The organism is Pseudochrobactrum asaccharolyticum (assembly GCF_003314995.1).
GTDB lineage: Bacteria > Pseudomonadota > Alphaproteobacteria > Rhizobiales > Rhizobiaceae > Pseudochrobactrum > Pseudochrobactrum asaccharolyticum.
Genome location: NZ_QNRH01000004.1, coordinates 523,127 through 549,717 on the forward strand (window position 1 = coordinate 523,127; position 26,591 = coordinate 549,717).

Annotated in this window: 27 protein-coding genes; 9 read left to right on the forward strand and 18 right to left on the reverse strand. The window is 51.3% G+C overall.

Annotated elements, in window-relative coordinates; all coding sequences use genetic code 11:
• Positions 1–69: 69 nt before the first annotated feature.
• The 3 genes from purQ to purC all read right to left on the reverse strand — a co-directional run bounded on the left by purQ (position 70) and on the right by purC (position 1,972).
• Complete coding sequence (purQ, locus tag DFR47_RS13635; protein WP_113944936.1) at positions 70–741, reverse strand: phosphoribosylformylglycinamidine synthase subunit PurQ; 672 nt, start codon at positions 739–741, stop codon at positions 70–72.
• A gap of 119 nt (positions 742–860) precedes the next feature.
• Positions 861–1,103: a phosphoribosylformylglycinamidine synthase subunit PurS gene (purS, locus tag DFR47_RS13640; RefSeq protein ID WP_113944937.1), complete on the reverse strand. Its 243-nt coding sequence runs from the start codon at positions 1,101–1,103 to the stop codon at positions 861–863.
• A gap of 104 nt (positions 1,104–1,207) precedes the next feature.
• Positions 1,208–1,972, reverse strand: a complete 765-nt coding sequence (purC, locus tag DFR47_RS13645; protein ID WP_113944938.1) for a phosphoribosylaminoimidazolesuccinocarboxamide synthase — start codon at positions 1,970–1,972, stop codon at positions 1,208–1,210.
• A gap of 317 nt (positions 1,973–2,289) precedes the next feature.
• Between purC and DFR47_RS13650 the strand changes: the two genes are divergently transcribed.
• Both DFR47_RS13650 and DFR47_RS13655 read left to right on the forward strand, forming a co-directional pair.
• Entirely contained in the window at positions 2,290–2,610 is a 321-nt protein-coding gene (locus tag DFR47_RS13650) for a DUF1476 domain-containing protein (RefSeq protein WP_113945022.1), read from the forward strand.
• A 154-nt stretch (positions 2,611–2,764) separates the two neighbouring features.
• Positions 2,765–3,538, forward strand: a complete 774-nt coding sequence (locus DFR47_RS13655) for an HpcH/HpaI aldolase family protein (protein WP_113944939.1) — start codon at positions 2,765–2,767, stop codon at positions 3,536–3,538.
• Positions 3,539–3,583: 45 nt separating this feature from the next.
• On the opposite strand, the gene DFR47_RS13660 is transcribed toward DFR47_RS13655, so the two are convergent.
• Positions 3,584–4,132, reverse strand: coding sequence for an alpha/beta hydrolase (locus DFR47_RS13660; protein WP_113944940.1), 549 nt, complete (start codon positions 4,130–4,132; stop codon positions 3,584–3,586).
• Between the two features lie 317 nt (positions 4,133–4,449).
• On the opposite strand from DFR47_RS13660, the gene DFR47_RS13665 reads away from it, so the two are divergent.
• Entirely contained in the window at positions 4,450–5,256 is an 807-nt protein-coding gene (locus tag DFR47_RS13665) for a VOC family protein (RefSeq protein WP_113944941.1), read from the forward strand.
• 103 nt (positions 5,257–5,359) lie between these two features.
• On the opposite strand, the gene purB is transcribed toward DFR47_RS13665, so the two are convergent.
• From purB to DFR47_RS13700, 7 genes are all read right to left on the reverse strand, one after another.
• A complete protein-coding gene (purB, locus tag DFR47_RS13670) occupies positions 5,360–6,673 on the reverse strand; it encodes an adenylosuccinate lyase (RefSeq protein ID WP_113944942.1) in 1,314 nt (437 codons plus the stop codon).
• Between the two features lie 94 nt (positions 6,674–6,767).
• Positions 6,768–7,445, reverse strand: a complete 678-nt coding sequence (gene rpe, locus DFR47_RS13675) for a ribulose-phosphate 3-epimerase (RefSeq protein WP_113944943.1) — start codon at positions 7,443–7,445, stop codon at positions 6,768–6,770.
• 116 nt (positions 7,446–7,561) lie between these two features.
• Positions 7,562–8,488, reverse strand: coding sequence for a lipid A biosynthesis lauroyl acyltransferase (locus DFR47_RS13680; protein WP_113944944.1), 927 nt, complete (start codon positions 8,486–8,488; stop codon positions 7,562–7,564).
• An 85-nt stretch (positions 8,489–8,573) separates the two neighbouring features.
• Entirely contained in the window at positions 8,574–9,602 is a 1,029-nt protein-coding gene (locus tag DFR47_RS13685; RefSeq protein ID WP_113944945.1) for a zinc-binding dehydrogenase, read from the reverse strand.
• 50 nt (positions 9,603–9,652) lie between these two features.
• A complete protein-coding gene (locus DFR47_RS13690; RefSeq protein ID WP_113944946.1) occupies positions 9,653–10,927 on the reverse strand; it encodes a beta-ketoacyl-ACP synthase in 1,275 nt (424 codons plus the stop codon).
• A gap of 12 nt (positions 10,928–10,939) precedes the next feature.
• The gene (locus DFR47_RS13695; protein WP_113944947.1) at positions 10,940–12,103 is read right to left on the reverse strand and encodes a beta-ketoacyl-ACP synthase; all 1,164 of its coding nucleotides are present in this window, start codon (positions 12,101–12,103) and stop codon (positions 10,940–10,942) included.
• Between the two features lie 226 nt (positions 12,104–12,329).
• Positions 12,330–12,611 carry an acyl carrier protein gene (locus DFR47_RS13700; protein WP_113944948.1) on the reverse strand — a complete coding sequence of 94 codons (282 nt, stop codon included), beginning with the start codon at positions 12,609–12,611 and terminating at the stop codon, positions 12,330–12,332.
• Positions 12,612–13,116: 505 nt separating this feature from the next.
• Here DFR47_RS13700 and DFR47_RS13710 point away from each other — a divergent pair.
• From DFR47_RS13710 to DFR47_RS13725, 4 genes are all read left to right on the forward strand, one after another.
• Positions 13,117–14,073: an AEC family transporter gene (locus DFR47_RS13710; RefSeq protein WP_113944950.1), complete on the forward strand. Its 957-nt coding sequence runs from the start codon at positions 13,117–13,119 to the stop codon at positions 14,071–14,073.
• A 130-nt stretch (positions 14,074–14,203) separates the two neighbouring features.
• Positions 14,204–15,661 (forward strand): NAD-dependent succinate-semialdehyde dehydrogenase, encoded by a 1,458-nt coding sequence (locus DFR47_RS13715; protein WP_113944951.1) that lies wholly within the window; start codon positions 14,204–14,206, stop codon positions 15,659–15,661.
• Between the two features lie 346 nt (positions 15,662–16,007).
• Positions 16,008–16,784: a DUF1045 domain-containing protein gene (locus tag DFR47_RS13720; protein WP_113944952.1), complete on the forward strand. Its 777-nt coding sequence runs from the start codon at positions 16,008–16,010 to the stop codon at positions 16,782–16,784.
• A 44-nt stretch (positions 16,785–16,828) separates the two neighbouring features.
• Complete coding sequence (locus DFR47_RS13725) at positions 16,829–17,968, forward strand: alpha-D-ribose 1-methylphosphonate 5-triphosphate diphosphatase (protein WP_113945023.1); 1,140 nt, start codon at positions 16,829–16,831, stop codon at positions 17,966–17,968.
• Between the two features lie 173 nt (positions 17,969–18,141).
• Here DFR47_RS13725 and dusA read toward each other — a convergent pair whose 3' ends face one another.
• Both dusA and DFR47_RS13735 read right to left on the reverse strand, forming a co-directional pair.
• Positions 18,142–19,197 (reverse strand): tRNA dihydrouridine(20/20a) synthase DusA, encoded by a 1,056-nt coding sequence (gene dusA, locus DFR47_RS13730; RefSeq protein ID WP_210207311.1) that lies wholly within the window; start codon positions 19,195–19,197, stop codon positions 18,142–18,144.
• 154 nt (positions 19,198–19,351) lie between these two features.
• Positions 19,352–20,056: a TIGR02281 family clan AA aspartic protease gene (locus DFR47_RS13735; RefSeq protein ID WP_113944953.1), complete on the reverse strand. Its 705-nt coding sequence runs from the start codon at positions 20,054–20,056 to the stop codon at positions 19,352–19,354.
• Positions 20,057–20,235: 179 nt separating this feature from the next.
• Between DFR47_RS13735 and cobT the strand changes: the two genes are divergently transcribed.
• Positions 20,236–21,261 (forward strand): nicotinate-nucleotide--dimethylbenzimidazole phosphoribosyltransferase, encoded by a 1,026-nt coding sequence (gene cobT / locus DFR47_RS13740; protein ID WP_113944954.1) that lies wholly within the window; start codon positions 20,236–20,238, stop codon positions 21,259–21,261.
• Between the two features lie 349 nt (positions 21,262–21,610).
• Here the strand turns inward: cobT and DFR47_RS13745 are convergent, their stop codons facing one another.
• From DFR47_RS13745 to DFR47_RS13760, 3 genes are all read right to left on the reverse strand, one after another.
• A complete protein-coding gene (locus DFR47_RS13745; protein ID WP_113944955.1) occupies positions 21,611–22,090 on the reverse strand; it encodes an Lrp/AsnC family transcriptional regulator in 480 nt (159 codons plus the stop codon).
• A gap of 121 nt (positions 22,091–22,211) precedes the next feature.
• Positions 22,212–22,898 (reverse strand): uracil-DNA glycosylase family protein, encoded by a 687-nt coding sequence (locus tag DFR47_RS13750; RefSeq protein ID WP_374788315.1) that lies wholly within the window; start codon positions 22,896–22,898, stop codon positions 22,212–22,214.
• A 105-nt stretch (positions 22,899–23,003) separates the two neighbouring features.
• Positions 23,004–23,663, reverse strand: a complete 660-nt coding sequence (locus DFR47_RS13760) for a thermonuclease family protein (RefSeq protein WP_113944957.1) — start codon at positions 23,661–23,663, stop codon at positions 23,004–23,006.
• Between the two features lie 648 nt (positions 23,664–24,311).
• Here DFR47_RS13760 and DFR47_RS13770 point away from each other — a divergent pair.
• Positions 24,312–25,070, forward strand: a complete 759-nt coding sequence (locus DFR47_RS13770; RefSeq protein WP_113945025.1) for a tetratricopeptide repeat protein — start codon at positions 24,312–24,314, stop codon at positions 25,068–25,070.
• 193 nt (positions 25,071–25,263) lie between these two features.
• Here the strand turns inward: DFR47_RS13770 and xth are convergent, their stop codons facing one another.
• Together xth and erpA are read right to left on the reverse strand one after the other, a co-directional pair.
• Complete coding sequence (xth, locus tag DFR47_RS13775; RefSeq protein ID WP_113944959.1) at positions 25,264–26,043, reverse strand: exodeoxyribonuclease III; 780 nt, start codon at positions 26,041–26,043, stop codon at positions 25,264–25,266.
• Positions 26,044–26,125: 82 nt separating this feature from the next.
• Positions 26,126–26,452 carry an iron-sulfur cluster insertion protein ErpA gene (gene erpA / locus DFR47_RS13780; protein WP_113944960.1) on the reverse strand — a complete coding sequence of 109 codons (327 nt, stop codon included), beginning with the start codon at positions 26,450–26,452 and terminating at the stop codon, positions 26,126–26,128.
• Positions 26,453–26,591 lie beyond the last annotated feature (139 nt).

The window sequence follows — 26,591 nt, forward strand, 5'->3', positions numbered from 1 at the left end:
TTATGCTGTTGTCATGTCATGCAGAAAATGCCCGCGCAGCATTAATGCTGCAAGCGGGCAAGTTTCATTCTACGATGCAAGGCGATCCAGAGCGGATGCAAATAATGCACGGCCGTCAGTGCCGCCATGCGCCTGTTCGATCAGGTTTTCCGGATGCGGCATCATGCCAAGCACATTGCCTGCAGCATTGGTAATGCCTGCAATGTCATTCATCGAGCCATTCGGATTGGTGCCTTCCGCATAACGGAATACAACCTGACCATTGTCTTCAATGGACTTCAGAACATCGCTTTCCGCAAAATAGTTGCCGTCATGATGGGCAACAGGGCAGCGGATGATCTGGCCTTGTTCGTAACCGCGGGTGAAAATGCTCTGATTGTTGGCAACTTCGAGCTTCACTTCACGGCAGACAAACTTCAGCGAAGTGTTGCGCATCAGCGCACCCGGCAGCAAGCCAGCTTCAAGCAGAATCTGGAAGCCGTTGCAGACGCCAATCACGCGCACACCGGCTTCCGCTTTTTTGCGCAGAGCCTGCATAACCGGCATACGGGCAGCAATCGCGCCGCAGCGCAGATAGTCGCCATAGGAAAAGCCGCCCGGAATGACGATCAGGTCAACATCAGGAATTTCGGTATCGGTCTGCCACACGGTCTGCGGAGCCTTGCCACCGATTTTGGTCAGCGCGGCGATCATATCGCGGTCGCGGTTCAGACCCGGAAGAAGGATAACTGCTGATTTCATAATGCAGATTACTCTCTTTAAATCCAACGCATTTCAGGCAAAAGCGGTAAGGCATTCTGCCCTGAACTGCTGCAATATCTCTTTAAAATATGGCGCTTATTAACGCCAAAATAAAGAGATCAGGCGATGTCGAAGCTGTAATCTTCGATAACCGTATTGGCGAGAAGCTTTTCGCACATAGCTTTCAGCTCTGTTTCAGCCTGTGCTTTGTCTGTGGTCTCAAGAACAACATCAAAAACCTTGCCCTGACGGACAGAGTTGACGCCATCAAAGCCGAGGCTGCCGAGAGCGCCGACAATAGCTTTACCCTGAGGGTCAAGAACGCCGTTTTTCAGTGTGACGGTGACGCGTGCCTTAATCACTTTGTTATCCTGTATTTTAGAAGAGGAAATGTGCAGTATCCGGTTGAGATACTGCCTGAAACACACAGCCCGGAAAGCGGCAGACTTCCCGGGCTGAAATTGACTTACTTGACCAGTGTCGGGCCGGAAGGACGCGGCGGCTCGTTCTCGTTCATAATGCCGAGACGACGTGCCACTTCTTGATAGGCTTCAACCAGACCACCCATATCGCGGCGGAAACGGTCTTTATCCATTTTCTCATTGGTCGCAACGTCCCAGAGGCGAGCTGAGTCCGGCGAAATTTCATCGGCCAGAACCACGCGCATCATGTCGCCTTCGAACAGACGGCCGCATTCGATTTTGAAATCGACCAGCTGAATGCCGACGCCGAGGAACAGACCGGTGAGGAAGTCGTTGATACGAATGGCAAGTGCCATAATATCATCGAGCTCCGCAGGGCTGGCCCAGCCAAATGCAGTGATGTGCTCTTCAGAGACCATCGGGTCATCGAGCGCATCGGCTTTGTAATAAAATTCAATGATTGAACGCGGCAGAACGGTGCCTTCTTCAATCCCCAGACGCTTGGCAAGCGAGCCGGCAGCAACATTGCGCACGACAACTTCAAGCGGAATGATTTCGACTTCTTTAATCAGCTGCTCGCGCATGTTGACGCGGCGGATGAAGTGGGTCGGAATGCCGATCTTGTTCAACTGTGTAAAGATGTATTCGGAGATGCGATTGTTCAGCACTCCCTTGCCATCAATCACTTCATGCTTCTTAGCATTGAAAGCGGTGGCGTCATCTTTGAAAAACTGAATGAGAGTGCCTGGCTCCGGTCCTTCGTAAAGGATCTTGGCCTTGCCTTCGTAAATACGGCGGCGTCGATTCATGGGGTTTAGGAACCTCTGGGGTTTGCTGAGACCGTTTTGAGACGTCCCGTCTCATCCCGATGTTTCAGGAAGCGGCCACTGCAGCCGCAATGTCTGCGTTCCCTAGCGCAAATGATGCATTTAAACAATCATCCTTTATGCCGCGATGTTGTTTTTCAGCGATTGTTTTATGCTTTTTCTGTGCGTGGCCTCTGGTTGTGCCATTGTGTCAACCCTATATGCCTGATGTACTAATACACTTTGGTGTGATTTTGCTGCTGACAAAAGCTAAAACTGCAGCCATGATCGGCCAAAATAACTGTTATGTGAGGGATCTTATGAGCGGAATGGACGAACGTCGTAATACTTTCGAGAATAAATTTGCCCATGACGAAGATTTGCGTTTCCGTGCGATTGCACGACGCAACAAGTTGCTCGGTCTCTGGGCTGCAGAAAAACTCGGTAAAACCGGTGCAGACGCACAAGCTTATGCGACAGAAGTCGTGCGTGCAGACTTTGAAGAGGCCGGCGATGAAGACGTTATCCGTAAGGTTTCCGGTGATTTCAGCGCGGCATCTGTCAATGTGAGCGATGATGAACTGCGTCTGCAATTGCTGAATTTCCTTGAAGAAGCAGCAAAACAGGTCAGCGCTGAATAAGCAGCCTGCATAGAATCTTTGACAAGCCGCACGGAACATTCCGTGCGGTTTTTTATTTGGCAATGAACAGGAAGGCATGGACGTTGTTTTTATTGCGCTTTAAGATCGGGTTTCGGGAACGATCTGAAATATAAGACACATACAAGGTGCATTCATGACAACATCACTTTCTCTGGCTGAGCGTTTGCGCTCTGGCGAAACCATCCGCTCCGCGTGGAGTACAATTTCTGACCCGCTCTTGCTGGAAAGCATCAGCGCGCTGGGTTTTGATGCAATCACGCTGGATATGCAGCATGGTTCCCATACAGAGCAGGGGATTTGTCAGGGGATCGGTACCGTCAAAGCATCGGGAAAGCCAGTGATTGTGCGCATACCGGTCGGCCGGTTCGATACGGCCAGCCGCGCTCTGGATTTTGGTGCTCATGCCGTGATTGCACCGATGATTAATTCAGCAGAAGAGGCAAAAGCATTTGCCGGTGCTATGAAATATCCGCCGCTTGGTGAGCGCTCATGGGGGCCTCTGCGCGGCAGAGACGGATACGGTCAGCCCGGATCGAATGCTTATCTGACCGCTGCCAATCAGCAGACACTGAGCTTTGCCATGATTGAGACCCGAGCAGCCTATGAAGCTCTGGATGCGATTCTCGCTGTTGACGGTATTGATGGCGTGTTTGTCGGGCCTGCGGATTTCTCAATCGCATGGAGCAATGGTTTAGAAGCCAATCCACATTCGGAAGATATTGTCGAGCCGCTCACGCATATTGCCCGACGCGCCGCAGCGCATAATAAGCTGGCTGGTATTTATGCTCCCAACAGTGCTTTTGCCAAACGCTATCACGCCTTGGGCTATCGCTTTATTACCCTTGCATCTGATAGCGGCTATCTGGTTGCAGGTGCGGCAGCGATGCTGAAAGCGTGGGATGAGTGACGAGATAATAAAAAAGCCGTTCAGAGTATGAACGGCTTTTTTGTTTCAGAGTTTGGACAAAAACTGTGTGAAGACCATGGTGCCTTCCGGCCAAGGGCCGTGTCCGGATTCTGCATTGATATGTCCGGCTTCACCGGCATCAATCAGCAGTGAACCCCAAGCCGCTGCAATATCTTCCGCCGACTCAAATTTCGAGAACGGATCGTTGCGGCTGGCAATGGTAATGGCCGGAAAAGGCAGACGCTCACGCGGATAGGGGCCGAAAGTCATCAGGTGTTTCGGGCGGATGGTTTCATCCAGTACATCCGGCGGAGCAACGAAAAAGCCACCGACAACCTTGTCTTTAATATGCGGAATAGCATGCACAGCTGTTGGCACACCCAGCGAATGCGCGACCAGCACGACCGGCTTGGTGGCTTCCTCAACATGCTTGATGAGGGAGGCAACCCAGTCTTCGCGAACAGGTTTTGACCATTCAGCCTGCTGCACACGGCGGGCGGTGGAGAGTTTATGCTCCCAGCGTGTCTGCCAGTGGTCAGGGCCGGAATTGGTGTAACCGGGGATGATGAGGATATCTGCGTCTTTAACTTTCATATGCCTGATTTACTCTGCCTGAAGCGTTTATTCAATATTGGTTCTGCGCATCTCAGTTGTAGAGAAGGCGCAATTTTTGTTGTCTTTCATATTATTCTTCAGGGTGCTGATTTAAAGACCATGTGCAGACTGTTTATTCTCCGTGGACAGTTTTGTGTTTAATTCGGCCATTGTATCTTAAAATATGAACAGCGTGTTTGCAGCTCTATGTATTGCAACTTATCTGGCGACGCGCGATTTATAGGTTATCTGAAAGTAACCGCTACCCTGTTATTGCCGGCAAATTTGATGCGGCTACAGGAATAGGAATAAGAATTATGAGCAAATTACCGTTTGCAGTTACACGTCCTGCCTATGTTGAACGTGTCGGTCTGAAATCGCGTGATGCTGAAACGCTGGCGCAATACTACGAGGAAATTGTCGGCCTGCGTGAAATGGCACGTCGCGGCTCTTCGATTGTTCTTGGCGCAGGCGGACGGGAATTGCTGGAAATTGAACAATCTTCGGCACTGAAACAGGATGATCCGCGCAGTGCCGGTCTGTTTCATACCGCATTTTTGCTACCGGAACGTGCTGATCTGGCGCGCTGGATCAGACGCGCAATTGATAAACAGCTGCCGGTTGCCGGTGCATCCGACCATGCGGTGAGTGAAGCCGTTTACCTGACTGATCCGGATGGCAATGGTATTGAGATTTATACCGATCGTGCGCCGGATACATGGCAGTGGAACGGCGATCAGGTGCATATGGTAACTGATGCAATGGACGTGAATGGTCTTTTGCAGGAGCTTAACAATGCGCCGTCTGAATGGACAAAAGCACCGGAAGGCACAGTTGTCGGTCATGTGCATCTGCGTGTCGGGCAAATTCAGCCCGCGGATGACTGGTGGCATGATGAACTGGCATTCGACACAGTCGCAAAATACGGATCAAAAGCTGTGTTTCTGTCTTCCGGCGGCTATCATCACCACATTGCCAATAATATCTGGCAGAGTAATAGTGCTGGCAAACGTGATCTTGATCGCAGCGGTCTGTCTTTTGTGCAGATCAATGATACGCGGGACGTGAAAACCCGTGTTGTTGATGATCCGTGGGGGAATGAGATCCGCATCAATAAAGTATAAGACAAAAGCCCCGCCTGAAACTTCAGACGGGGCTTTTTTATTGGTTTAAAACGCGTAATCTTACTTAAACACGCATTTCTATTTTTGCATGTTAAACACGGGATTATTTCACTTGCGTGTTAAACACGCGGTTGAAAATCGTATCAACGTGTTTGGTATGATAGCCGAGGTCGAACTTCTCGCGGATCTGCTCTTCGGAGAGTGCTGCGCGGACTTCCGCATCGGCCAGCAGTTCTTCGAGGAAGTCTTTGCCCTGTTCCCATACCTTCATCGCATTGCGCTGAACTAGGCGGTAGGAATCTTCACGGGATACACCAGCCTGCGTGAGAGCCAGCAGCACGCGCTGCGAATGCACCAGACCACGGAACTTGTTCAGGTTGTTCATCATGTTTTCAGGATAAACAAGCAGCTTTTCGATCACGCCGGTCAGGCGGGCGAGGGCGAAGTCGAGCGTGATCGTTGCATCAGGGCCGATCATGCGCTCAACGGAGGAGTGCGAAATATCGCGCTCATGCCACAGAGCCACGTTTTCCATTGCAGGTAGCGCCATGGAGCGAACCATGCGGGCAAGACCGGTCAGGTTTTCTGTCAGCACAGGATTGCGCTTATGCGGCATTGCCGATGAACCCTTCTGACCCGGTGAGAAATACTCTTCCGCTTCCAGCACCTCTGTGCGCTGCAGATGACGAATTTCAACAGCCAGACGCTCAACCGAAGAAGCGATAACCGCCAGAACCGAGAAATACATCGCATGACGGTCGCGCGGGATAACCTGTGTGGAAACCGGTTCGGCTTTCATGCCGAGCGACTTGGCAACATGTTCTTCAACGCGCGGGTCAATATTGGCGAATGTGCCGACCGCACCGGAGATGGCGCAGGTTGCGATTTCTTCACGGGCTGCAACCAGACGGGCGCGGCAGCGTTCGAATTCTGCATAGGCCAGTGCCATTTTAACGCCGAAAGTGATCGGTTCAGCGTGGATACCATGGCTGCGGCCGATGGTGATGGTGTCTTTATGCTCGTAAGCGCGGGTTTTCAGCGCTGCCAGCAGTTTGTCGAGATCGGCGAGCAACAGATCGCTTGCGCGCATCAGCTGTACGTTGAAGCAGGTGTCGAGAACGTCCGACGAAGTCATGCCCTGATGGATGAAACGGCTGTCAGGACCAACAAATTCGGCCAGATGGGTGAGGAATGCGATGACGTCATGTTTGGTGACGGCTTCGATCTCATCAATACGGGCAACATCAAACTTAGCCGCGCCGCCTTTTTCCCAAATGGTTTTTGCGGATTCTTTCGGGATAACGCCGATTTCAGCCAGCGCATCACAGGCGTGAGCTTCAATCTCAAACCAGATGCGGAACTTGGTTTCCGGCGACCAGATGGCAACCATTTCAGGGCGGGAATAGCGCGGGATCATGTGCGTTTCCTAAAGTGTATTAGACGGGAGAACCGGTGAACCGGTCGTTTTAAAAATTTCAGGCGGATATTGCTATCCGCCTGTCAGAATTCAATTAAGCGCGGCCTTGTTCGGCAGCTTTGCGCAAGGCGTCTATATTGGTGCGGTAACCATCAACATTGCCTGCTTTGTAGATAGCGGTACCGGCGACGAAAGAGTTTGCACCTGCTTTGGCAAGGGAACCGATCGTCTCAACCGTCACGCCGCCGTCTACCTGAATATCAATTGGACGCTCACCGATCATGGCACGAACGGCTTTGATCTTTTCAATAATTGAAGGGATAAGCTTTTGTCCGCCAAAACCCGGATTGATTGTCATAACCAGAATGAGATCAATATCATCAAGGATATATTCAAGACAGGAGGCAGATGTTGCAGGATTGATTGCAACACCGGTTTTTTTGCCAAGACCTTTGATTGCTTGCAGTGAGCGATGCAGGTGGGGGCCTGCTTCTGCATGAACTGTGATCTGGTCTGAACCGGCTTTGGCAAATGCTTCCAGATAAGGGTCAGCGGGTGCAATCATCAGATGCGTATCAAAGAAAGCATCTGTATGCGGGCGGATTGCCTTTACCACGTCCGGACCGAAAGTGATGTTCGGTACGAAATGGCCGTCCATCACATCAATATGAATCCAGTCCGCACCGGCGGTCACAACATCTTTGATTTCCTGACCAAGCTTGGAAAAGTCAGAGGCGAGAATAGAAGGTGCAATGATAATCGGGCGGGACATGAGGAGATCCTTGTTTCTAAGCCTTGAGCGAGGCTCTGTTCCGTTTGCAGGCGGTTAGCATGTCCGGCGTCAGCATACAAGTTTACGTGAAGCCGCGCCTGTTAAAACAGCACAGATTAGCCCCAGCGTTTGTGGAACCACATCCATTGACCCGGATATTCGCGCACCCAGCCCTCAACTGTATCATTGAGCAATTGAGCTGTGGCGGCAATATCAACCTGACCGCTTGCATCGCGTGGTAATTCCATGCGTTCCGACAACTCCAGACGATAGCGACCGCCGGGCAGGCGGATACAACGGGCCGGATACACATCGCAATCATATTGACGGGCGAGTTTGGCCAAAAGCGGATTGGTCTTAACCGGCTGATTGAAGAATGTGCTTGGCACGCCTCGGGCGAATTTCTGGTCAACCAGCATGCCCACATTGTCATCCTGACCGAGCACCGCAGCGAGCGACCATGCAGCACCGGCTTTGGACGGCACCAGATGCCCCATATTGGTACGGCGGGCTTTCAGCACTTTGCGGGCGATAAACGGATTATTCGGCGGGCGGAAGAGAGCTGTAACATTGAGACCGAAAGTTGCCGCGCAAATCGGCAGCAATTCAAAATTACCGGTATGGGCGGTGAAGAAAATATGCGGCTTTTTCTCATCGAGCAGGCGACGGAAAATCTCTTCGCCCTCGACTTCGATCAGACCTTTTTCTTTCGCGTCCGGATCAAAGTCGAAGATCGCATCGAGAAACACATATTCAGCCAGCAGGCGCGCCATGCTGTCCCACATTTCCAGCGCGATTTCCTCAATCTCCTGAGGAGATTTTTCCGGATAGGCATTGGCGAGATTGCGTGTTGCCACTTTATGACGCGACGACAGCGGGCCGATTTTGCGGGCAACCCACGCGGAAAAACGGATAGCGGCTTTGGCAGGCAGTAAACGTAAAAATGCCAGCAGAATGAAGACTGCCTGCGCCCACAGCCAGTAATTGGCAATTTTCAGCTTCTGCCAATATTTGAACGCAAGGAGTTTCAGTTTGAACATCAAGAGAGCTTTCGCTTTAAAAAGTTACAGCGTCCTGTGCATCAAAACACAGGGCGCTGCAAGATAATCCGCATTGATAAACTGAAGATCAGTCAATTGTCAGAATGATTTTTCCGAAGACGTCACGGCTTTCCATGCGCTTCAAAACAGTGTCGATCTGATCAAAACCAACCACAGTATCAATCACCGGAGAGACCTGACCCTGCGCCATTTTCTGCATGGCATCGGCCATGTTTTCCATGCGGCAACCGAAGGAGCCGAGCAGTTTGAGCTGCTGCTGGAACAGCATCATCAGGTTCATGTTTGTTGAAACACCGGAGGTAGAACCGCAAGTGACCAGACGGCCGCCGCACTTCAGCGACAGCATCGAGCCAGCCCATGTATCCGCACCAACATGCTCGAATACCACGTCGACGCCTTTTTTCTTGGTGAGCTTACGCATTACGCCTTCAAAGCGGTCTTCGCGGTAGTTGATCACATGATCTGCACCGAGGGCTTTCGCTTTTTCGATTTTATCGTTGGAGCCGACAGTGGTGTAGACGGTGCAACCCATTCTCTTGGCCAGCTGAATAGCAGCGGTACCAATACCAGAGCCACCGGCCTGAATGAGGATGCTTTCACCCGGCTGCAGTTTGGCATTGTCGAAGAGCATGTGTTCTACGGTACCAAAAGTTACCGGAGCAACAGCCGCACCGATTGCATCAACACCCGGAGGTGCTGCGACCAGCAGACGTGCAGGCAGATTAACAGCTTCACAGGCGAAACCGTCAAGGTGGAAACCATGAACGCCGGAAACATGTTCGCAAAGATTGTCGCGGCCTTCGCGACAGGCTTTACACAGACCACAGGTGCGGGCGCCGTAGATCGACACCAGCTGACCCGGCAGCACATTGGATACGCCTTCACCGATTGCGGTGACGACGCCCGATGCTTCCGCGCCGATCACCAGCGGCATTTTGCGTTTGGCAAAAGCCATGCCGCGCCAGCCCCATACGTCGATATGGTTGAGGGCAACCGCTTTGATATTGACGGTAACTTCACCAAAGCCCGGCTTTTCAGGAGCCGGAATGTCGGTGATTTCCAAGCGGCGGTCATCGAGGAGCTGTAATGCGCGCATGTTTGAGTTCTATCCTTATTAAATTTGAGTGCCTGTACGGAGTTGCGCGCTTATTGATGCGCTGCAACCACGAGGCTGGCATTCTGACCGCCAAAGCCGAACGAGTTCGACAGAATGGCAGTGACATTGGCATCCCGTTTCACATTCGGCACCACGTCGAGCGCGATAGCCGGATCAGGATTGTCGTAATTGATGGTCGGCGGCAGTGTGCCTGTCTGAATGGTCAGCAGCGAGAACACGGCTTCAATTGCACCGGCAGCCGTCAGTGTATGACCGATCATCGACTTGTTGGAAGAGACCGGAATTGAGCTGATGCGTTCACCGAAGACGGAGGACAGAGTGTGATACTCCATCTTGTCGTTTTCTGGGGTTGAGGTACCATGCGCGTTGACATAGCTGATATCGTCAATGGTCAGACCGGCATCATCCAAGGCTGCGCGCACAGTAGCAATAGCCGGTGAAGCGTCAGGGCTTGAACGGGTGCGGTGGAAATCATCCGCTTTTTCGCCGCAGCCTTTGAGAATACCGAGAATTTTTGCGCCGCGGGCAATGGCGCTTTCCAGCGATTCCATTACCAGAGCGCCGGAACCTTCAGCCATCGCAAAACCGTCACGGTCTTTGCTGAAAGGCTTGGAAGCCTTGTGCGGCTGGTCATTCTGCGTGGAGAGAGCGGAGAGCAACGAGAAGCGGATCAGCGCTTCAGCGGAAACAGAACCGTCTGTACCAATGGCCAGAACACGGTCGCTTTCACCACGGCGAATAGCTTCAACGCCGGACTGAATAGCGGTCGCACCCGATGCGCAAGCGGTGGACATCGTCACCGGCAGGCCGCGTGTACCGAAAATATCTGCCAGACGCTCGGCGATGTAGCCAAACTGTGTGGTGTTGAATTCGTCCATACGTGGATTGTTGCGGCAGGCTTCGAGCAGCAGCTGATAGCTTGGTTCACCCTGATTTTTCACCAGTGCATCCAGAGCAAAGCGGCTTTTCCAATCGAGTTCAACCGGTGGCGCCGCCAGAAACAGCGGGCCGCCGAAGTCTGTGACCGACAGACCAGACTGGGCAATGGCTTCTTCACCGGCAAGACGTGCCAGTTTTTCAGACAGAGCAGATGCGCCGATTGTGCTTTCCGGCAGGAAATCTACTGTACCGGCAATGCGGGTCTTGAGATTTTCGGTCGGGAAGCGGTTGATTTCGTGAATACCGGACTGACCGCCGGTCAGGGCGTTCCAGTTATCTTCCTTGCCGGTTCCCAGCGGGGAAACAACACCGGCACCGGTAATGGCAACCAACGGGCGGCCGAGATGATCGGTAAATTTTGACATGGAGACCTCCGATCAGGCTTTTACAATAATGGCTGCACCCTCGGAGCGGGTGGCTCCGACAGTGAGTGCTGTGGCGCGGTCAAGCGCACCGCTGCGTGCTGTTTCATCACCGGAAAGCGGAGCAAAAGCTTCGCCTTTCCAGACGCTGAGCGCGGCGAGTGCGAGTGCCAGCGGGAACTGTGCTTCACGCATATGGCCGAACAGGCCGGATACGCCACGATAGCTGGCGCCTTTAGCGCTTAAAGCTGCCTTTTCTGCAGCTGTCGGCTGATGGGCACCGGATGCACCAGACACAACAAAACTGTTGTCTTCAATCAACGCGGAAACAGTTGCGGTAAGGTCTTCTTTGCCGCGACGGATTTGGCCGCTGGAGATAGATGCAATCTCACCATAGGCGCGGGCACCACGGGCTTTGGCATGTTCTGCTTCTTCGAGAACGAGGAAGATGCCGCCGGAACCGGTGATCATGCCACCGCCCTGCGAGCCTTCACGTGCCCAGACCGGAGCCCAGCCGTCAGACTTCAGGAAACCGCCGAGCTCATGGCCGAGCAACATGTCGAAATGTTCCGCATTGTATGAACCGCCAACGAGCGCATGGGTGCTCTGACCGGTACGGATGCGGGCCGCTGCAGTTTCCACAGCGGAGATGCCGGAGCCTTCTTCACCCATGAATGTGCGTGATGATCCGGTAACTTTATGAACAATCGAAATATTACCGGCAAGCAGATTGGAAAGCTGCGCCAGAAACAGCGTCGGACGCAGTTCTGTGGAAAGCTTTTCGTTGAGCATCAGACCCGGTTGATTGTTGCCGCGGCCTGCATCGAGAATTTGTGTGTCGACGCTGATATCGCGTTCGCCGCCACCGGCGCTCACAATCATATCCATCGTCGAGCAAAGCGCTTCATTTTCTTTGATACCGGCATCCTGCAGGGCAAGACCTGCCGCATAGGTGCCGAGACGCTGCCATGTTTCCATCTGGCGCTGGTCGGAGCGCTTCGGAATTTGCTGAGACCAGTCAACTTCGCCCAACGGGTGAACTGTGTAAGGAGCGAAATTCTCTGTATCGAGCTTCGGCTGCGTCCCTGCTGATGTGAGGGCAGACCAATGGGCATCCACACCTTCACCCAGAGAGGTGATGAGGCCGATGCCGGTGATGAGAACTTTTTTGCTGTGCATGAGCTGCTCGCTTGATTTCCGGTCGTAACTTACCCGAAGGCAGAATCTTACAGTGGTGTAATTATGACAGGGACAGATTTATCCCTGAAACATACTTATCAATGACAAAAGCCGCATCAAGCGGCGATCAATGTTTTGTGATTGTAATCACAATTATATAAGCCACTGCCTGTAAAAAGACGCGCGGCATGGTTTTTTACCACACTGCGCGTCAATTTAACTTAAATTAAGCCTGCTTGGCAGCGACGAGTTCGTCGATTTTGGCGCAGAGATTCTTGAGAACGAAGTAAGCTTCGGTATCAGCTTTGCCTTCGTTAACTTCCTGAGTCCACTGTTCCAGAGGAATTTTGATGCCGAAAGCTTTATCAATCGCGAAAACGATATCGAGGAAATCGAGGCTGTCGATGCCCAGATCGTCGATTGTGTGGCTTTCAGGAGTGATGGAAGCGCGGTCAATTTCGCTGGTTTCAGCAATAATATCAGCTACTTTGTCAAATGTTGAGGACAATTTGATAATCCTTGTATCAGGCCCGAACCAGCAGGCATCGTTGTTTAATCAGGGCGTGTCTAGCGTTTTTCGCTCAAAAGGGAAAGATATATTCCCCCTCTGAGTAAGACCCTGAGAATATGAAGCTCTCCGTCTTATACTATTTTGCAACAGCAAAAGATAAGCGCGATGAGCGATTTTACACAGAACCTGAGCTGATCCCGTATTTGAGACCGTCAGAATCTATTCTTAAAAACTGTTCTTACCGTCTCTGAAAGCAGTTTCAGAAAAACCGGTCAGGTGTCGAAACATCAGGCTTTAGGCTCAAATGCTCCGGTTGATTTTTCATATTGCGCAAATTTATGAAGAAATCAGTAAGAGTTTGGTAATGCGTAAAACAAATAATCAGAGCGGGCCGGTGATGCAGTCACCGGCGTATCCGCACTTTATTTATACATCACTACGAGAATCACAGATGATGTATAGCGCAGTTTTCATGCGGCATTACAGATAAGTATGGTGAAATATGGGTCTCGCGGCCACAATTACAATCATCTTCAGCATCATTATGCTTGGTTACATATTCGCTAAGCTTAAAATTCTGAGTGATACGACCGGCGACGGTCTCGCTGATTTTGTTTTTGTGGTGTCTACACCGCTGCTGCTATTCCGCACGATGCTGACAGCCGATTTTAGCACAGGAAACCCGTGGGCATTATGGCTGGTCTATTTTACCGGTGTGATTGTGGCCTGGACGGCTGCACATTGCGGTATCCGCCTGATGTTCGGCCGCGACCGGCGGGCAGGCGTGGTTGCCGGTGTGACCGGCGCTTTCTCTAATCTGGTCTTTCTTGGTATGCCGTTGATGCTTGGCGTCTACGGACAAGAGGGGCTGGTGATCATCTCGCTGATTATCTCCATTCATATGCCGCTGATGATGGCTGCATCCCTGATGTTGAATGAATGGGCATTGCGTAAAGACGGCGTTATCAGCGGGGAAACCGGTAAAGCTGATACGGTCATCAAGTTCTTCTCCGCCTTGCTGCGTAATCCGCTGGTGATTGGTATTCTTACCGGCTGGCTGGTGCGGCTCTCCGGCTTTTCCATCCCGCAATTGCCGATGCAGTTGATTTCGATGCTCGCCGATGTTTCGGGGCCTCTGGCTTTGTTCGCTATGGGAATGGGGCTGAAGAAATTCGGCATTTCCGGCAATGTTATCGCTGCTGGTGTCAATGCGTCTTTCAAACTGCTGCTGATGCCTGCCGTGGTCTTTGTGATGGCTTGGTTCCTCGGTCTGCCGCCATTGAGTGCTAAGGTGGCCATTACAGCTGCGGCACTGCCGTCCGGCGTCAATTCCTATTTGATTGCCACGCGATTCGGTGTCGGGCAGGGACTGTCTTCGACCTCGATGGTACTGGCAACGGCAGCCTCCGCTCTGACGCTGGCAATGTGGATTGCTCTGGCGCAGGCTGTCTGGGGCTGAGACAGCTGATGTAGGGCTATAATTCCACGCTTTCCCTTGACTTTGCCCCTGTGTCATCTCTTGAATGGAACGGGAAAACAAGCATGCAAATATGAGGAGATTTGCATGTATTGTCTTGAGGAGAGAGACTATGACGGCAAATACCAGCCGGTTTATCAAACAGGCTAATCTGATTGGCGGTCAGTGGGTTGCTGCAGACAGTGGTGCCACAATTGATGTGATTAATCCGGCGACCGGCAAAGTGCTGGGAACTGTTCCGAAATCCGGAAAAGCAGAGACTGCGCGCGCGATTGAAGCTGCTGCGCAGGCGTTTAAAACATGGCGCAAAACCACCGCCAATGAACGCGCGCAGAAAATGCGCAAATTGCATGATCTGATTTTGGCGCATCAGGATACGCTGGCTGAAATTCTGACAATGGAGCAGGGGAAATCGCTGACCGAGGCCAAAGGCGAGGTGGCAAGTTCCGCTGCCTATATTCTTTGGTATGCGGAGGAAGCAAGACGCGTTTATGGCGATGTTGTCCCGTCACCTTGGGCAGACCGGCGCATTATGGTGACGAAAGAGCCGGTGGGCGTTGTCGCTGCGATTACGCCGTGGAATTTTCCGTCCTCAATGCTGGCGCGTAAAATCGGCCCTGCTTTGGCATCGGGGTGTACGGTTGTGGTCAAACCGGCAACGCAAACGCCATATTCCGGTCTTGTCTGGGGTGTGTTGTGTGAAGAGGCGGGCATTCCTGCCGGTGTCGTCAATATTCTCACCGGCTCGGCCAGTGAAATCGGCGGTGAGCTGACCCGCAATCCGCAAATTGCCAAGCTGACATTCACTGGCTCAACAGCGGTGGGCAAGCTTCTGATGAAGCAGACGGCAGGCACAGTCAAAAAAGTTTCGATGGAGCTGGGCGGTAATGCACCATTCATTGTTTTTGATGATGCTGATCTGGATCGTGCTGTGGCGGGAGCGATTGCTGCAAAATTCCGCAATTCCGGTCAGACCTGCGTTTGCACTAACCGGTTCTTCGTTCAGTCCAAGATTTATGCCCGCTTTATTGAGAAATTCACAGCAGCCGTGGAGCAGCTTAAAATCGGCAACGGGCTGGAAGACGGTACACAGCAAGGCCCGCTGATTGATATGAGTGCGGTTGAAAAGGTTGAAGAATTCATCGCAGATGCCGTGAAAAAAGGCGGACGTGTTGTAACCGGTGGTCAGCGCCATGCACTGGGCGGTACTTATTTTGAACCGACTGTGATTGCTGATGCCAAGCCGCGTATGCGCTTCACCAAAGAAGAGATTTTCGGCCCTGTTGCACCGGTCTATAAATTCAAATCCGAAGACGATGTGATTGAGCAGGCCAATAATACGGAATATGGTCTCGCTTGTTATTTCTATACGCAGGACCTCGGCCGTGCTTTCCGTGTGATGGAAGGCTTGAAATATGGTCTGGTCGGCGTCAATGAGGGGCTGATTTCAACTGTGGAAGCACCGTTCGGTGGTTTGAAAGAATCGGGGCTTGGTAAAGAAGGCGGGCATCAGGGCATCGAGGATTATCTCGATACTAAATATGTCTGTATCGGCGGACTGGGGCTGTAAGTCAGGCCTGATCACAATTATCCGGATGGCATATAATATTGCTGCCATCCGTTTTCTGCCTGAAAGTTTTTGCAGCTATGGAAATTCTGATTGCCTGTCCTATGTTGCAATCTTGCATACCGGCTTGATTTGAAAATTGTTCAGTTGTGTTTGTTTTTAAAGATTTTTTCTAAAAGCCGGTTCGGTGTTTTTTCTGATTTTTGGGGTATATAGGCGTTTTTTGGCATTTTGTCATAATAGGTGCGGACTATAGGTTTATAGAGCCCGCATCATCAGGCCTTTTATGATAAAGCATTGCGGCTGACGTCTGACATGCCGGTTCATAAACCTGTGAAAAGGGATTTTTATGCGTTACGGAATTTATTTTACACCATCCGCTCATGATCCGCTGTTGCGCGTAGCCGCCAACTGGCTTGGACGCAATGCATTTAACGGTATGGTGGTACGCACGCCGGTCATCGGCTCTGTCAGCCCTGAAGAAGTGAGTGCGCTCACCGCAGAGCCGCGCCGCTACGGTTTCCATGCAACGCTGAAAGCACCGTTTCGTCTGCATGAGGATTACGAAGAGCATCATCTGCTTGCCAGCATGATGCATTTTGCTTCAGCCTATCAGTCCGTGCAATTGCCACGGCTTAAAGTCTCGCAGATCGGACCTTTCTTTGCGCTGGTGCCGTCCGAACCTTGTGCCGAGTTGCAGCAGCTGGCCAATGATGTGGTTGTGCATTTTGAGCGTTTCCGTGCGCCCCTGAATGAGCAGGAAATGGCCAAGCGCAAGCCGGAAAAGCTGGATGCAATCCATCGTGCCAATCTCGACCAGTGGGGCTACCCTTATGTGTTCGAGCAATTCCGCTTTCATATGACACTCACCGGCGCGGTGCCGGAGGAGAAACAGGCGCATGTGCGCACCGTGCTGGAAGAATTTTTTGCGCCGGTGCTGAGCGAGCCTGTTAAAATCACCAATCTGGCTCTGTTTACCGAAGCAGAATCAGGTGTACCATTCGAAGTCCATTCTCTGCACCCTCTTACAGGTAAGCCAGTAGGGCAGACTTCGGCAGGCAAACCTGTTACAGCTCAAAACATGAATTCAGTCGAAAAGCAGGCGGTAAAACTCGCCGCTGAGTAAGCATTTAATTTGTAAGAGAAAATATGTCCGCTTCCGATAAGACTATGCCAGCCGAAACAATCCTGACCAATGCACGGATTGTCCTTCCTGATGAAATTATCACCGGTACTGTGGTGATGCGTGAGGGAAAAATTGCTGCGATTGATCACACGATCTCAGCCTCTGGCAAAAATATGGAAGGCGACTATCTGATACCGGGGCTTGTGGAGCTGCATACGGACCATCTTGAAGGTCATTATGCACCCCGCCCGAAAGTACGCTGGAACCCGCTGGCGGCTATTCAGGCGCATGATGCGCAGATTGCCGCCTCGGGAATCACCACCGTGTTTGATGCTTTGCGCGTCGGGCATGACGGTGAGTGTGAAGTGGTTATTGATGACATGCTGCTGCTGGCTGATGCCTTGCAGGCGGCGCAAAGCCAAGGCCGGTTACGCTCGGAGCATTATCTGCATCTGCGCTGCGAAGTGTCGTCCAATGATTGTATCAGCGCCTTTGAACGCCTGCGCGGTGCGTCCGGTGTGCGTCTTGCATCGCTGATGGATCATGCGCCGGGCCAACGTCAGTTTCCGGATATGGAATCTTACCGCATCTATTTCATGCGTAAGAACAAAGTCAGCGAAGACGATTATCAGGCCTATTGTGATCGCCGTGTTGGTGAATCGCAGCGCAATTCAGCAACAAACCGCGCTTTAATTGCTGATTATTGCCATGCAAACGGCATTATGCTGGCCAGCCATGATGATGCAACACAGGCGCATGTGGATGAATCTGTGGCGCATGGTGTTTCTGTTGCTGAGTTTCCGACCACGGTAGAAGCTGCGGCAGCATCACACTCCAATGGTATCGGCGTGATGATGGGCGGGCCGAATGTGGTGCGTGGCGGTTCGCATTCCGGTAACGTTTCGGCGCTGGAGCTGGCTGAAAAAGGCTATCTCGATATTATCTCGTCGGATTATATCCCTTTCAGCATGTTGCAGGGGGCTTTCAACCTTGCGCATGTGGTCGAGCATATTGATCTGCCACAGGCTATCCGTATGGTCAGCACCAATCCGGCCAAAGCTGTGGGCATGACAGATCGCGGTTCAATTGCTGAAGGTCTGCGCGCTGATCTCGTGCGCGTGAATGTTATCGACGATGTGCCGGTGGTGCGCTCAGTCTGGCGTGAATCCAAAAGAGTAAGCTGATATCAGGGCTTTGACGGTCTGCAAATGGCGTTTCTTTGCGCTTCCGGTGCTCATGTACCAAATGTACATTCCGCTCCGGTTCCCAAGAACTACCATTTTCGCCTCGTCATAACCCAAATCTCAAGCTGCTCTGCAGAGCGCTTCGATCTTTGGGATGCTTGAATGGACGTGAATTATTCCGCCGCCTGTTCCGCACGGGCGGCGTTGTTTTCTTCCACCTCAGCAGCAGTTTCGCACATCACCTGATAGGCTTTGCGGATGATTTTGCTGTCCGCATCATTGCGTGTGGCATCCGTCGAGAGCACCTGCCGCCAGCGGCGTGAACCGGCCTGACCCTGAAATAGCCCGACCATATGCCGTGCAACATGAGCAAGGCGGCCACCATTAGCAATATGGCGATCTGCATAGTCGCACATCACATCCAGCACATCTTCCATCGGCATCGGTGCGGTTTCATCACCATAAACAAGACGATCCACCTCACGCAGCACCATGGGGGTGTGATAGGCGGTTCTGCCCATCATAACGCCGTCCGTGTGCTGCAAATGGAGCGCTGTTGCCTCCATGCTGGTAATGCCGCCGTTAATGCCGACAAAATGCTGCGCATAATCCTGTTTGAGGCGATAGACGCGATCATAGTCCAGTGGCGGTATATCGCGGTTCTCTTTCGGAGACAGTCCCTGCAACCACGCTTTGCGGGCATGTACCCAGAGTGCATCTGCACCTTCGGCAATCACCATCCGGCTGAGCTCTGAAAGTGCGACTTCCTGATCCTGATCATCAACGCCGATACGACATTTTACGGTGACCGGAATGTTTACCGCCTGCTTCATCGCGGCAACGCAATCTGCCACCAGTTGCGGTGTCAGCATCAGGCAGGCGCCGAAAGCACCGGATTGCACGCGGTCTGACGGACAACCGACATTGAGATTGATCTCATCATAGCCGAAAGATTCACCGATCTTCGCTGCTTCCGCCAGCTTAAGCGGATCAGAACCGCCAAGCTGCAAAGCGACCGGATGTTCCTGTTCAGAAAAGCCAAGCAAACGGTCGCGCTTGCCATGAATAGCGGCATCAGCCACCACCATTTCTGTGTAGAGCAGGGTATGGCGTGTCAGAAGACGATGCAGAAAACGGCAATGCCTGTCCGTCCAGTCGAGCATAGGCGCGATGGAAAAGGTTTTGGCGGCATAGAGTTTAGCTGGTGTGGTCACAATCATCTTCTTCATAGGTAAATTTAGGCGGGCATACTGCTTAATGGCTGTTCTGTCCAGTTTTAGAGCATTTCACAGTCAAGTTGGATCAACTTGGACAGTCCGTGATAATGCGACAAAGTAAAGAAACTGGAGCGGGCACTGCGATCCAACATGAACGTAAACCGCTCTAGTCGGTCAGGATCAGCTGGTCGCGCTGTACACTATAGGCGCTCAGGCTGTTCATAAAATTCATGCCCAGCAGGCTGCCATTGAGCTGACCTTCCTGCGAGACCAGAGCCCGCAGATCATAGCGGACGATATTACCGATTTTTATTTCCTGCAAAGGCACTGTCGCAGCCATAGTGCGGCCATTCGCGGTGCTGACCGGAATAGTATATTTGAGATTGTTGGTATCAATGCCCACTCTCTGCGCATCGGCCTGTGTCAGCACAATGGTTGAGGCACCGGTATCGACCATGAAGTTGACGCGCTGGTCATTGACCAGAGCATTGACTTCAAAATGCCCGTTTGCCGACTGGCTGATGCTCACAGTCTCTGAACCTTCGGCATTATTGCCGCTGATTGCAGTGCCCGGTATCAGACCAGCGGTCACGCGATTGGCAATGTTTTTCAGCTCATATTGATACTGATAGCCGGTGACGAGGCCGAGAACAATCACTGCCCAGATCGCAATATTGCGTACCATATGATTGAGCGGGATGCCGGAACCAAGCAGACCGGCCGCAACGACAACGCCGAAAATACTCATATAAGCCGCATCAGCAAAATCATCATTGGCAAGACCAAGCGTGGTGCCGCTCTCATCATTGATAACCAGCACAAGTATAAGAACAGCAATTGCTGCGATAACCAGCCAGAATAAACGGTTCATATAATCAGGGTTCCTGAAACTGTAGATAGTGGTGCCGAACAATTTTATGCACCCTATATGGAGGCTTTAGGCTACGGGCACAATAATTTCATTTTTCAGCACTTTGAAAAACTGTGAGCAGGGCGTATAGCAGGCACAAATGAATTTCTCCCAATACTGCTAATGACGGATTTGATAACGTGAGTAACAGCGGACTGCCATTTGATGATTTTCGTGAACTGATCAGCCAGCTTCCGTCGCAAAGCGAATTTGCCAGTGAAGCGGTTCGTGAGCGTGAAGCGCGTTTGAGCAAGCCGGTCGGCTCTCTCGGACGTCTGGAAGAGATTGCAGAATGGCTGGCTGCATGGAGCGGTAAAGCAAAACCGCAGATTATGCGCCCGCTGGTTGCGATTTTTGCCGGGAACCACGGTGTGCTGGCACAGGGTGTAACTTCGCAGCCGCAATCGCTGACGATGGATATGGTCAATAATTTTGCCGCCGGTGGTGCGCCGATTAACCAGATATGCATTACCAATGATCTGGGCCTGAAGGTTTTTGATCTGGCACTGGAGCATCCGACAGAAGACATTACCGTGACTGCGGCCATGGATGAGCGCACCTGCGCTGCTACTATGGCTTTTGGCATGGAAGCAATTGCCGGTGGCACAGATTTGCTCTGCATCGGTGAAATGGGTGTTGGCAATACAACAATTGCCGCTGCAATTTCTCTGGCGCTGTTTGGCGGTCAGGCTGAAGACTGGGTGTCACTGGCTGCCGGTGAAGATGCAAGTGTTTTGCCTGCAAAAATCGCTGCGGTGAAAAAAGCTGTTGCACTCAATGAAGGTAATCTGCGTGATCCGCTGGAAGTGCTGCGTCGTCTGGGCGGTCGTGAACTGGCTGCAATCACCGGTGCTATTCTGGCTGCACGTGCTGAGAAAATTCCGGTACTGATAGACGGTTATGTCGCCAGTGCCGCCGCAGCTATTCTGCTGGCGATTAACGGCGAAGCTCTGGACCATTGCCTGTTCTCGCATGTGTCGTCTGAACAGGGGCATCGTCTGCTGCTGGAGAAAATGGGTAAAGCACCATTGCTTGATCTGAATATCAGCCTTGGCTCCGGCGTCGGTGCGGCGCTCGCTGCAGGTTTGGTGAAAACAGCTGCCCAGTGCCATATCGCAACAGCGACTGCCGAAGACGCAGGCATGAATGGTCGTAGCGTTTCCTAAAAGCTGTGTTTTACAGAATAAAAATCCGGCCACGATTGTGAGCCGGATTTTTTGTTTTTAGGGAACAAATTTTTCTAATATGAAAAATAATTCAAAAATACTGCAACTAATTGCGATTGTATGAAGCTCAGCAAATTTTAATATGAGAGCATATTGAGAAAGCGAATTTTAAAGAACGGGCGGCACTATTTTTTTGAAAGTAATATTGGCTGAGCAATCAGAGAGGGGATATATTAAACGCTGGTATATCTGCTGTTTTTTACAATTCATATTCGGATATGTTTTATGTCGCCTGTAACATGAATGGCACTATCCTTAACCGTAAAGGATAGTGCCATTTTTGTAGCTATCAGTTGCCGTCTTTATCGAGGATCATGTAATCCAGCGGCAGCTCTGTGGTATATTTGATCTGTTCCATCGCGAAAGATGAGGACACATTGCGGATTTCGATTTTGCTGATCAGGCGTTTGTAAAACGCATCATAGGCAGCAATATCCGGCACAACCACACGCAGCAGATAATCAATATCGCCGCTCATGCGGTAGAATTCCACGACTTCCGGAAATTCCTGTACAACCTCGGCAAAACGCTTCAGCCATTCATGGCTGTGGGAACTGGTGCGTACAGAAACAAAGACAGTAACCCGTGCATTAATTCGAACCGGATCAAGAACTGCAACGCGGCGTTTGATAATGCCGTCTTCTTCCAGTTTCTGAATACGGCGCCAGCACGGGGTGGTGGACAGACCAACTTTCTTGGCAATATCTGCTACTGCCAGCGTTGCATCTTCCTGCAACAGACGGAGAATTTTTCTGTCTAGCCTGTCCATTTTGCCTCACAATCAGCGCCAAATGCGATATTTTTAAAACTGTATACCTTATGAAGGAGTGCAGTTGTAAATGCGAAGAATATAATGCTCGTGATATCCGTTAAGTTAGAAAATATTTTCATTATATCAAGAGGTGCCGGATTTTTTGACGAAGCACCGGCAAAAGCTCATTTTCAAACCACGGGTTACGGTTTAGCCAACCGCTATTGCGCCATGAGGGGTGCGGCAAAGGCAGGACGGCAGGCCCTTCATTCTGATTGCTCCCAATATAGCGTCGCCAGTTCATCACTGTCTCAGTCATATTGAGCGGCTTTTTCTGTCCCTGCAAATAATTCCGATAGGTCGGGTTGCGGTTGAGGTGATAGGTCTGGGCATGGCTTCCGATGGCGATTATCAACTCAATCTGCGGCATCAGCTCAAAAAGCCGGTCATGCCATGTCAGGCGGCATTCCCTGCGTGGCGGCAGATCACCACCGTGTTTGTCATAACCGGGAAAGCAGAACCCCATCGGGATAATGGCAAAGCGTTCGGCGTCGTAAAATTCTTCGCTCGTAACATCGAGCCATTGGCGCAGACGTGTGCCGGAGGGGTCATTAAACGGAATGCCGGTCTTATGGACGCGAATACCCGGAGCCTGACCGCAAATGGCAATTCTGGCGGTAGCAGAAGATATACAGACAGGATTTGGCTCATGATCCAGCTTTTTACCATTGAGCGGCTGATCACGGCAGATCGTGCATTTGTCAATTTGCTGCTGTAATTCCAATAGATCTGCTGACATCTTACCGTTGGCTCTGATTACGGTCATTATAGAGCATTTCCAGCAAAGGTGCGAAGCGGTTTTGCGTCGGATAATGCAGTGAAGACAAAGAGATAGGGCGGTTTCACTGGCTCAGTATGAACTGAAACAGCTCTAACGGGGCTGATTGTTTTTGCGCCATTTGGCCGGTCGTTCAAATTCACCAGCCCACAGGCCGCGTTTATTTTTACGCGCATCAGCTTCTTCGCGCTGATAAAGACCATAAGAAACAGCCCAGCCCGTTTCAACCATCGTCCGGTTGAGATCAGTCGTACCGGCGGAGCAATAAGCGAGAATGCGCTTGTATTGGTCACGTCCTTCAGACGTGCAGGTGACAGTCTCTCCGCCAATCAGCTTGCGCAATTCCGCAGTGGCACGGTCTCCGCACGCATAGGCTTTACCGTCAAGGGTACAGCTTTGCGCAGATTCCGGCGTATCCATACCTTTAAATCGAATACGTTGCCCCTGTATGGCAATGGTGTCACCGTCATAAATATGCAGGCTGCTGCCACGCCCGCTTAATTGTGCAGGGGCAGGCTGGGTACGATTATTGGTTGAGTTTTGAGGCCTGAAAGGACTGTCAGCTGAAAGCAGACCAGGCCAGTCGGGCATAAATGTTTGCAGGGCTGCATAAATGGCGAGCAGCAGTAATGCGGCGGCAATGCCGGAGCGACGCAAAAAGGAATAGGGCGTACGCTGCGGCCTGCGATATTGGCGGCGCGGTGTACGTGGTCTGTAAGGCTGAGGTCTGCGACCGGATGCTCGTGGTTTCATGAGGGGGACTATAAAGCGCTCTGCATTGAAGAAAAGAGGCTTGCCGGAAGAGAGGTCTGAATAATTAAACTATTTACCGGAGAGATGAGAATCGCTGTTGAAGAGTGATTCTTCTGAAAATCCCAATTTGTAGGGAAAGTGGCATTTATAATTATTTGCTTAACTATAATTGGCAACGCGCTGGCAACTATGGTGCTGTGAAAGCGCAATTAGCGCGGGATTCAAGGGGGCGTATTTATATATACGTACAAATTTGTGTTGTTTTGGTAACAGTATTTATCTTTCACACGAGGTATGGTTGAGCAGACGGACTTGGCCTATTTCCCGCCATAAATGCGGGGCACCGATAGACAGCAGACAAAGTTCAGTCGTTGCAGAGTGATAAACAGTCTTTGTCTTTCATTGAGGTCGGTAATTGCAGAATTGTAGTTTTTATCAAAGAAATCCGCAGCTTAAGGAGCAGCTCTGTACTGTTGCTGCAATTGCGGAACAGATTGAAACAACTCTGCTGAGCCTATCTGCTGCACGGGTCGTAATCTTGCCTGAAAAAGTGGCTAATTTTTCTCATCTCGTTAACTTGTCTTTAACCAAACTTGTTTTGGCGAACGATAATGAAAGAATGCTGTCGTGATCGGGTCGTTTAAGAAAATCGCTTATTCTGTCTGTGGTGTTGGTGTTGCGCTCACTGTTGTGTGCAGCAGTGCATTCGCATTCGATATTCCGGATAATGCGGATAAGAAGAGCAATCCGTTTGAAGTTTTCAAATTCGGTGTATCTGCCTTCAAAAGCGGACATAAAGATGAAGCTGTGAAAGCTCTGCGTTACGCAGCGGATCAGGGACATCCGGGCGCAAACTGGAAACTCGCGAGCATGTATGCTCAGGGGGACGGCGTTCCGGAAGATGATTACGCAGCCTACAAGATTTTTGAAAAGATTGTTCATGAGGGCGCCGAACCCGGTTCCGAGAATGAATCTTATGTTGCCGGTGCGCTGGTGCAGCTCGCCCGCTACATGAAACGCGGTATTCCTGACTCTCCTGTGCGCTCTAATCCCGATATGGCACGCGATCTTTATACGCTGGCTGCATCCAATTTCGGCGATCCGACTGCGCAATATGAGCTTGGCGCAATGCTGCTCAAGGGCGATGGTGTGGAGAAGAACACTACACAGGCTGCACGCTGGTTCCGTCTGTCTGCCAATAAAGGCAATGCCAATGCGCAGGCTATGCTCGGCAATATGCTGTTTCAGGCCGGTAAGACCGTTCGCGGACTGGCTATGTTGACCTCGGCCTTTGAGCGTTGCTCTGATAAGGATTGCGAGTGGATCCGTTCCATGCAGGAACAGGCATTCTCTGTAGCCGGTGAAGCTGACCGCCGTAACGCTATTGCTTTAATCGGCCAGCACTAAAACAATCTCTCACCGGTGAAGGTGAGAGTGGTTATGACTAGCCGCCGGATTTTATCACCCTGATTGATCAGGAGAGAAGGCGGGTTATAGTTCCGACTCCCATGCACAAGAAATCATTTTGCCACGATATGTTTTAGCAAAATGATTCAAGTTGCGACTCTAGGGGCTTATAATCTTTGAGATAATTTTGTTTTCAGCAGGCAAGCTGAATAACAACCGGCACATGGTCCGACGGTTTGTCCCATGCGCGTGTGTGCTTTTCAATTTCCGCACCTTCAAGCAGATTGGCTGCTTCCGGCGACAGCATCAAATGATCAATGCGGATGCCGTTATTCTTCTGCCATGCACCGGCCTGATAATCCCAGAATGAGAACATCTGCTCATCACTGACATTGCGGATTGAATCGTAGAAGCCGAGATTTTCCAGACGACGGAATGCCTGTTTGCTCTGGGGCAGGAACAGGGCATCATTCACCCAGTTTTCCGGATGTTTGGCATCAATCGGCTGCGGGATGATATTATAGTCACCGGCGAGCACCAGCGGCTCTTCCAGCTCCAGACGCTCCTTTGCCCAGTCTTCTAGGCGCTGCATCCAGCCGAGTTTATACGGGTATTTTTCTGTATCTACCGGATTGCCGTTTGGCAGATAGAGCGAAACCACGCGGATCACGCCTTTATCGGTGGTGAAGACCGCTTCAATAAAACGGGACTGCTCATCGCTGTCGTCACCCGGCAGCCCGCGATTGACCTCAACCGGTGAGACTTTGGAGAGAATGGCAACGCCGTTGAAGCCTTTCTGACCGTGAGTTTCCACATGGTAGCCGAGTGCTTCAATTTCCAGTCGCGGGAACAGGTCGTCTACGGATTTGATTTCCTGAAGGCAGGCGACATCGGGCTGGCATTCCTGCAACCAATGCAGCAGATTTTCGATACGTGCTTTGACACCGTTAATATTCCACGTAGCAATTTTCAAAGCTGTATCCCCGTATTGATTTGGTATAAAAAAGCTGCCGCAGTGCAGATCATGCGGCAGTTATAGGATGATAAGAAACCGGTCAGATCGCGAAGCTGACACCGCAGCCGCAGGATGAGGTTACATTCGGATTGTTGATCTGGAAGGATTGCCCCATCAGATCGTCGATAAAATCAATCACTGATCCGTCAATATAAGGCACTGAAATACTGTCGATCAGCACTTTGGCGCCGTCTTTTTCGATGATCAGATCATCGTCATTACTGTCATCGACGAGATCAAATTTATAGGAAAAGCCGGAGCAGCCGCCGCCTTCAACGGAAATACGCAGCGCGGATTTATCGGTTTGCTTCTGCAGAATTTTAACAATGCGCTTTGCAGCGGCATCGGATACGGAAATGTCCGTCATAATGGTCACCTTAAAATCTTGGGCGGTTCAAGTTCCGCACAGGATATGTTTTGATAGACCTTTAATATAGGTCAGAGGCGCTGAGGGTGCAATCACCCGATGCAGCACATCTAAGCTAAAGTTTTATCATGCACAGCGG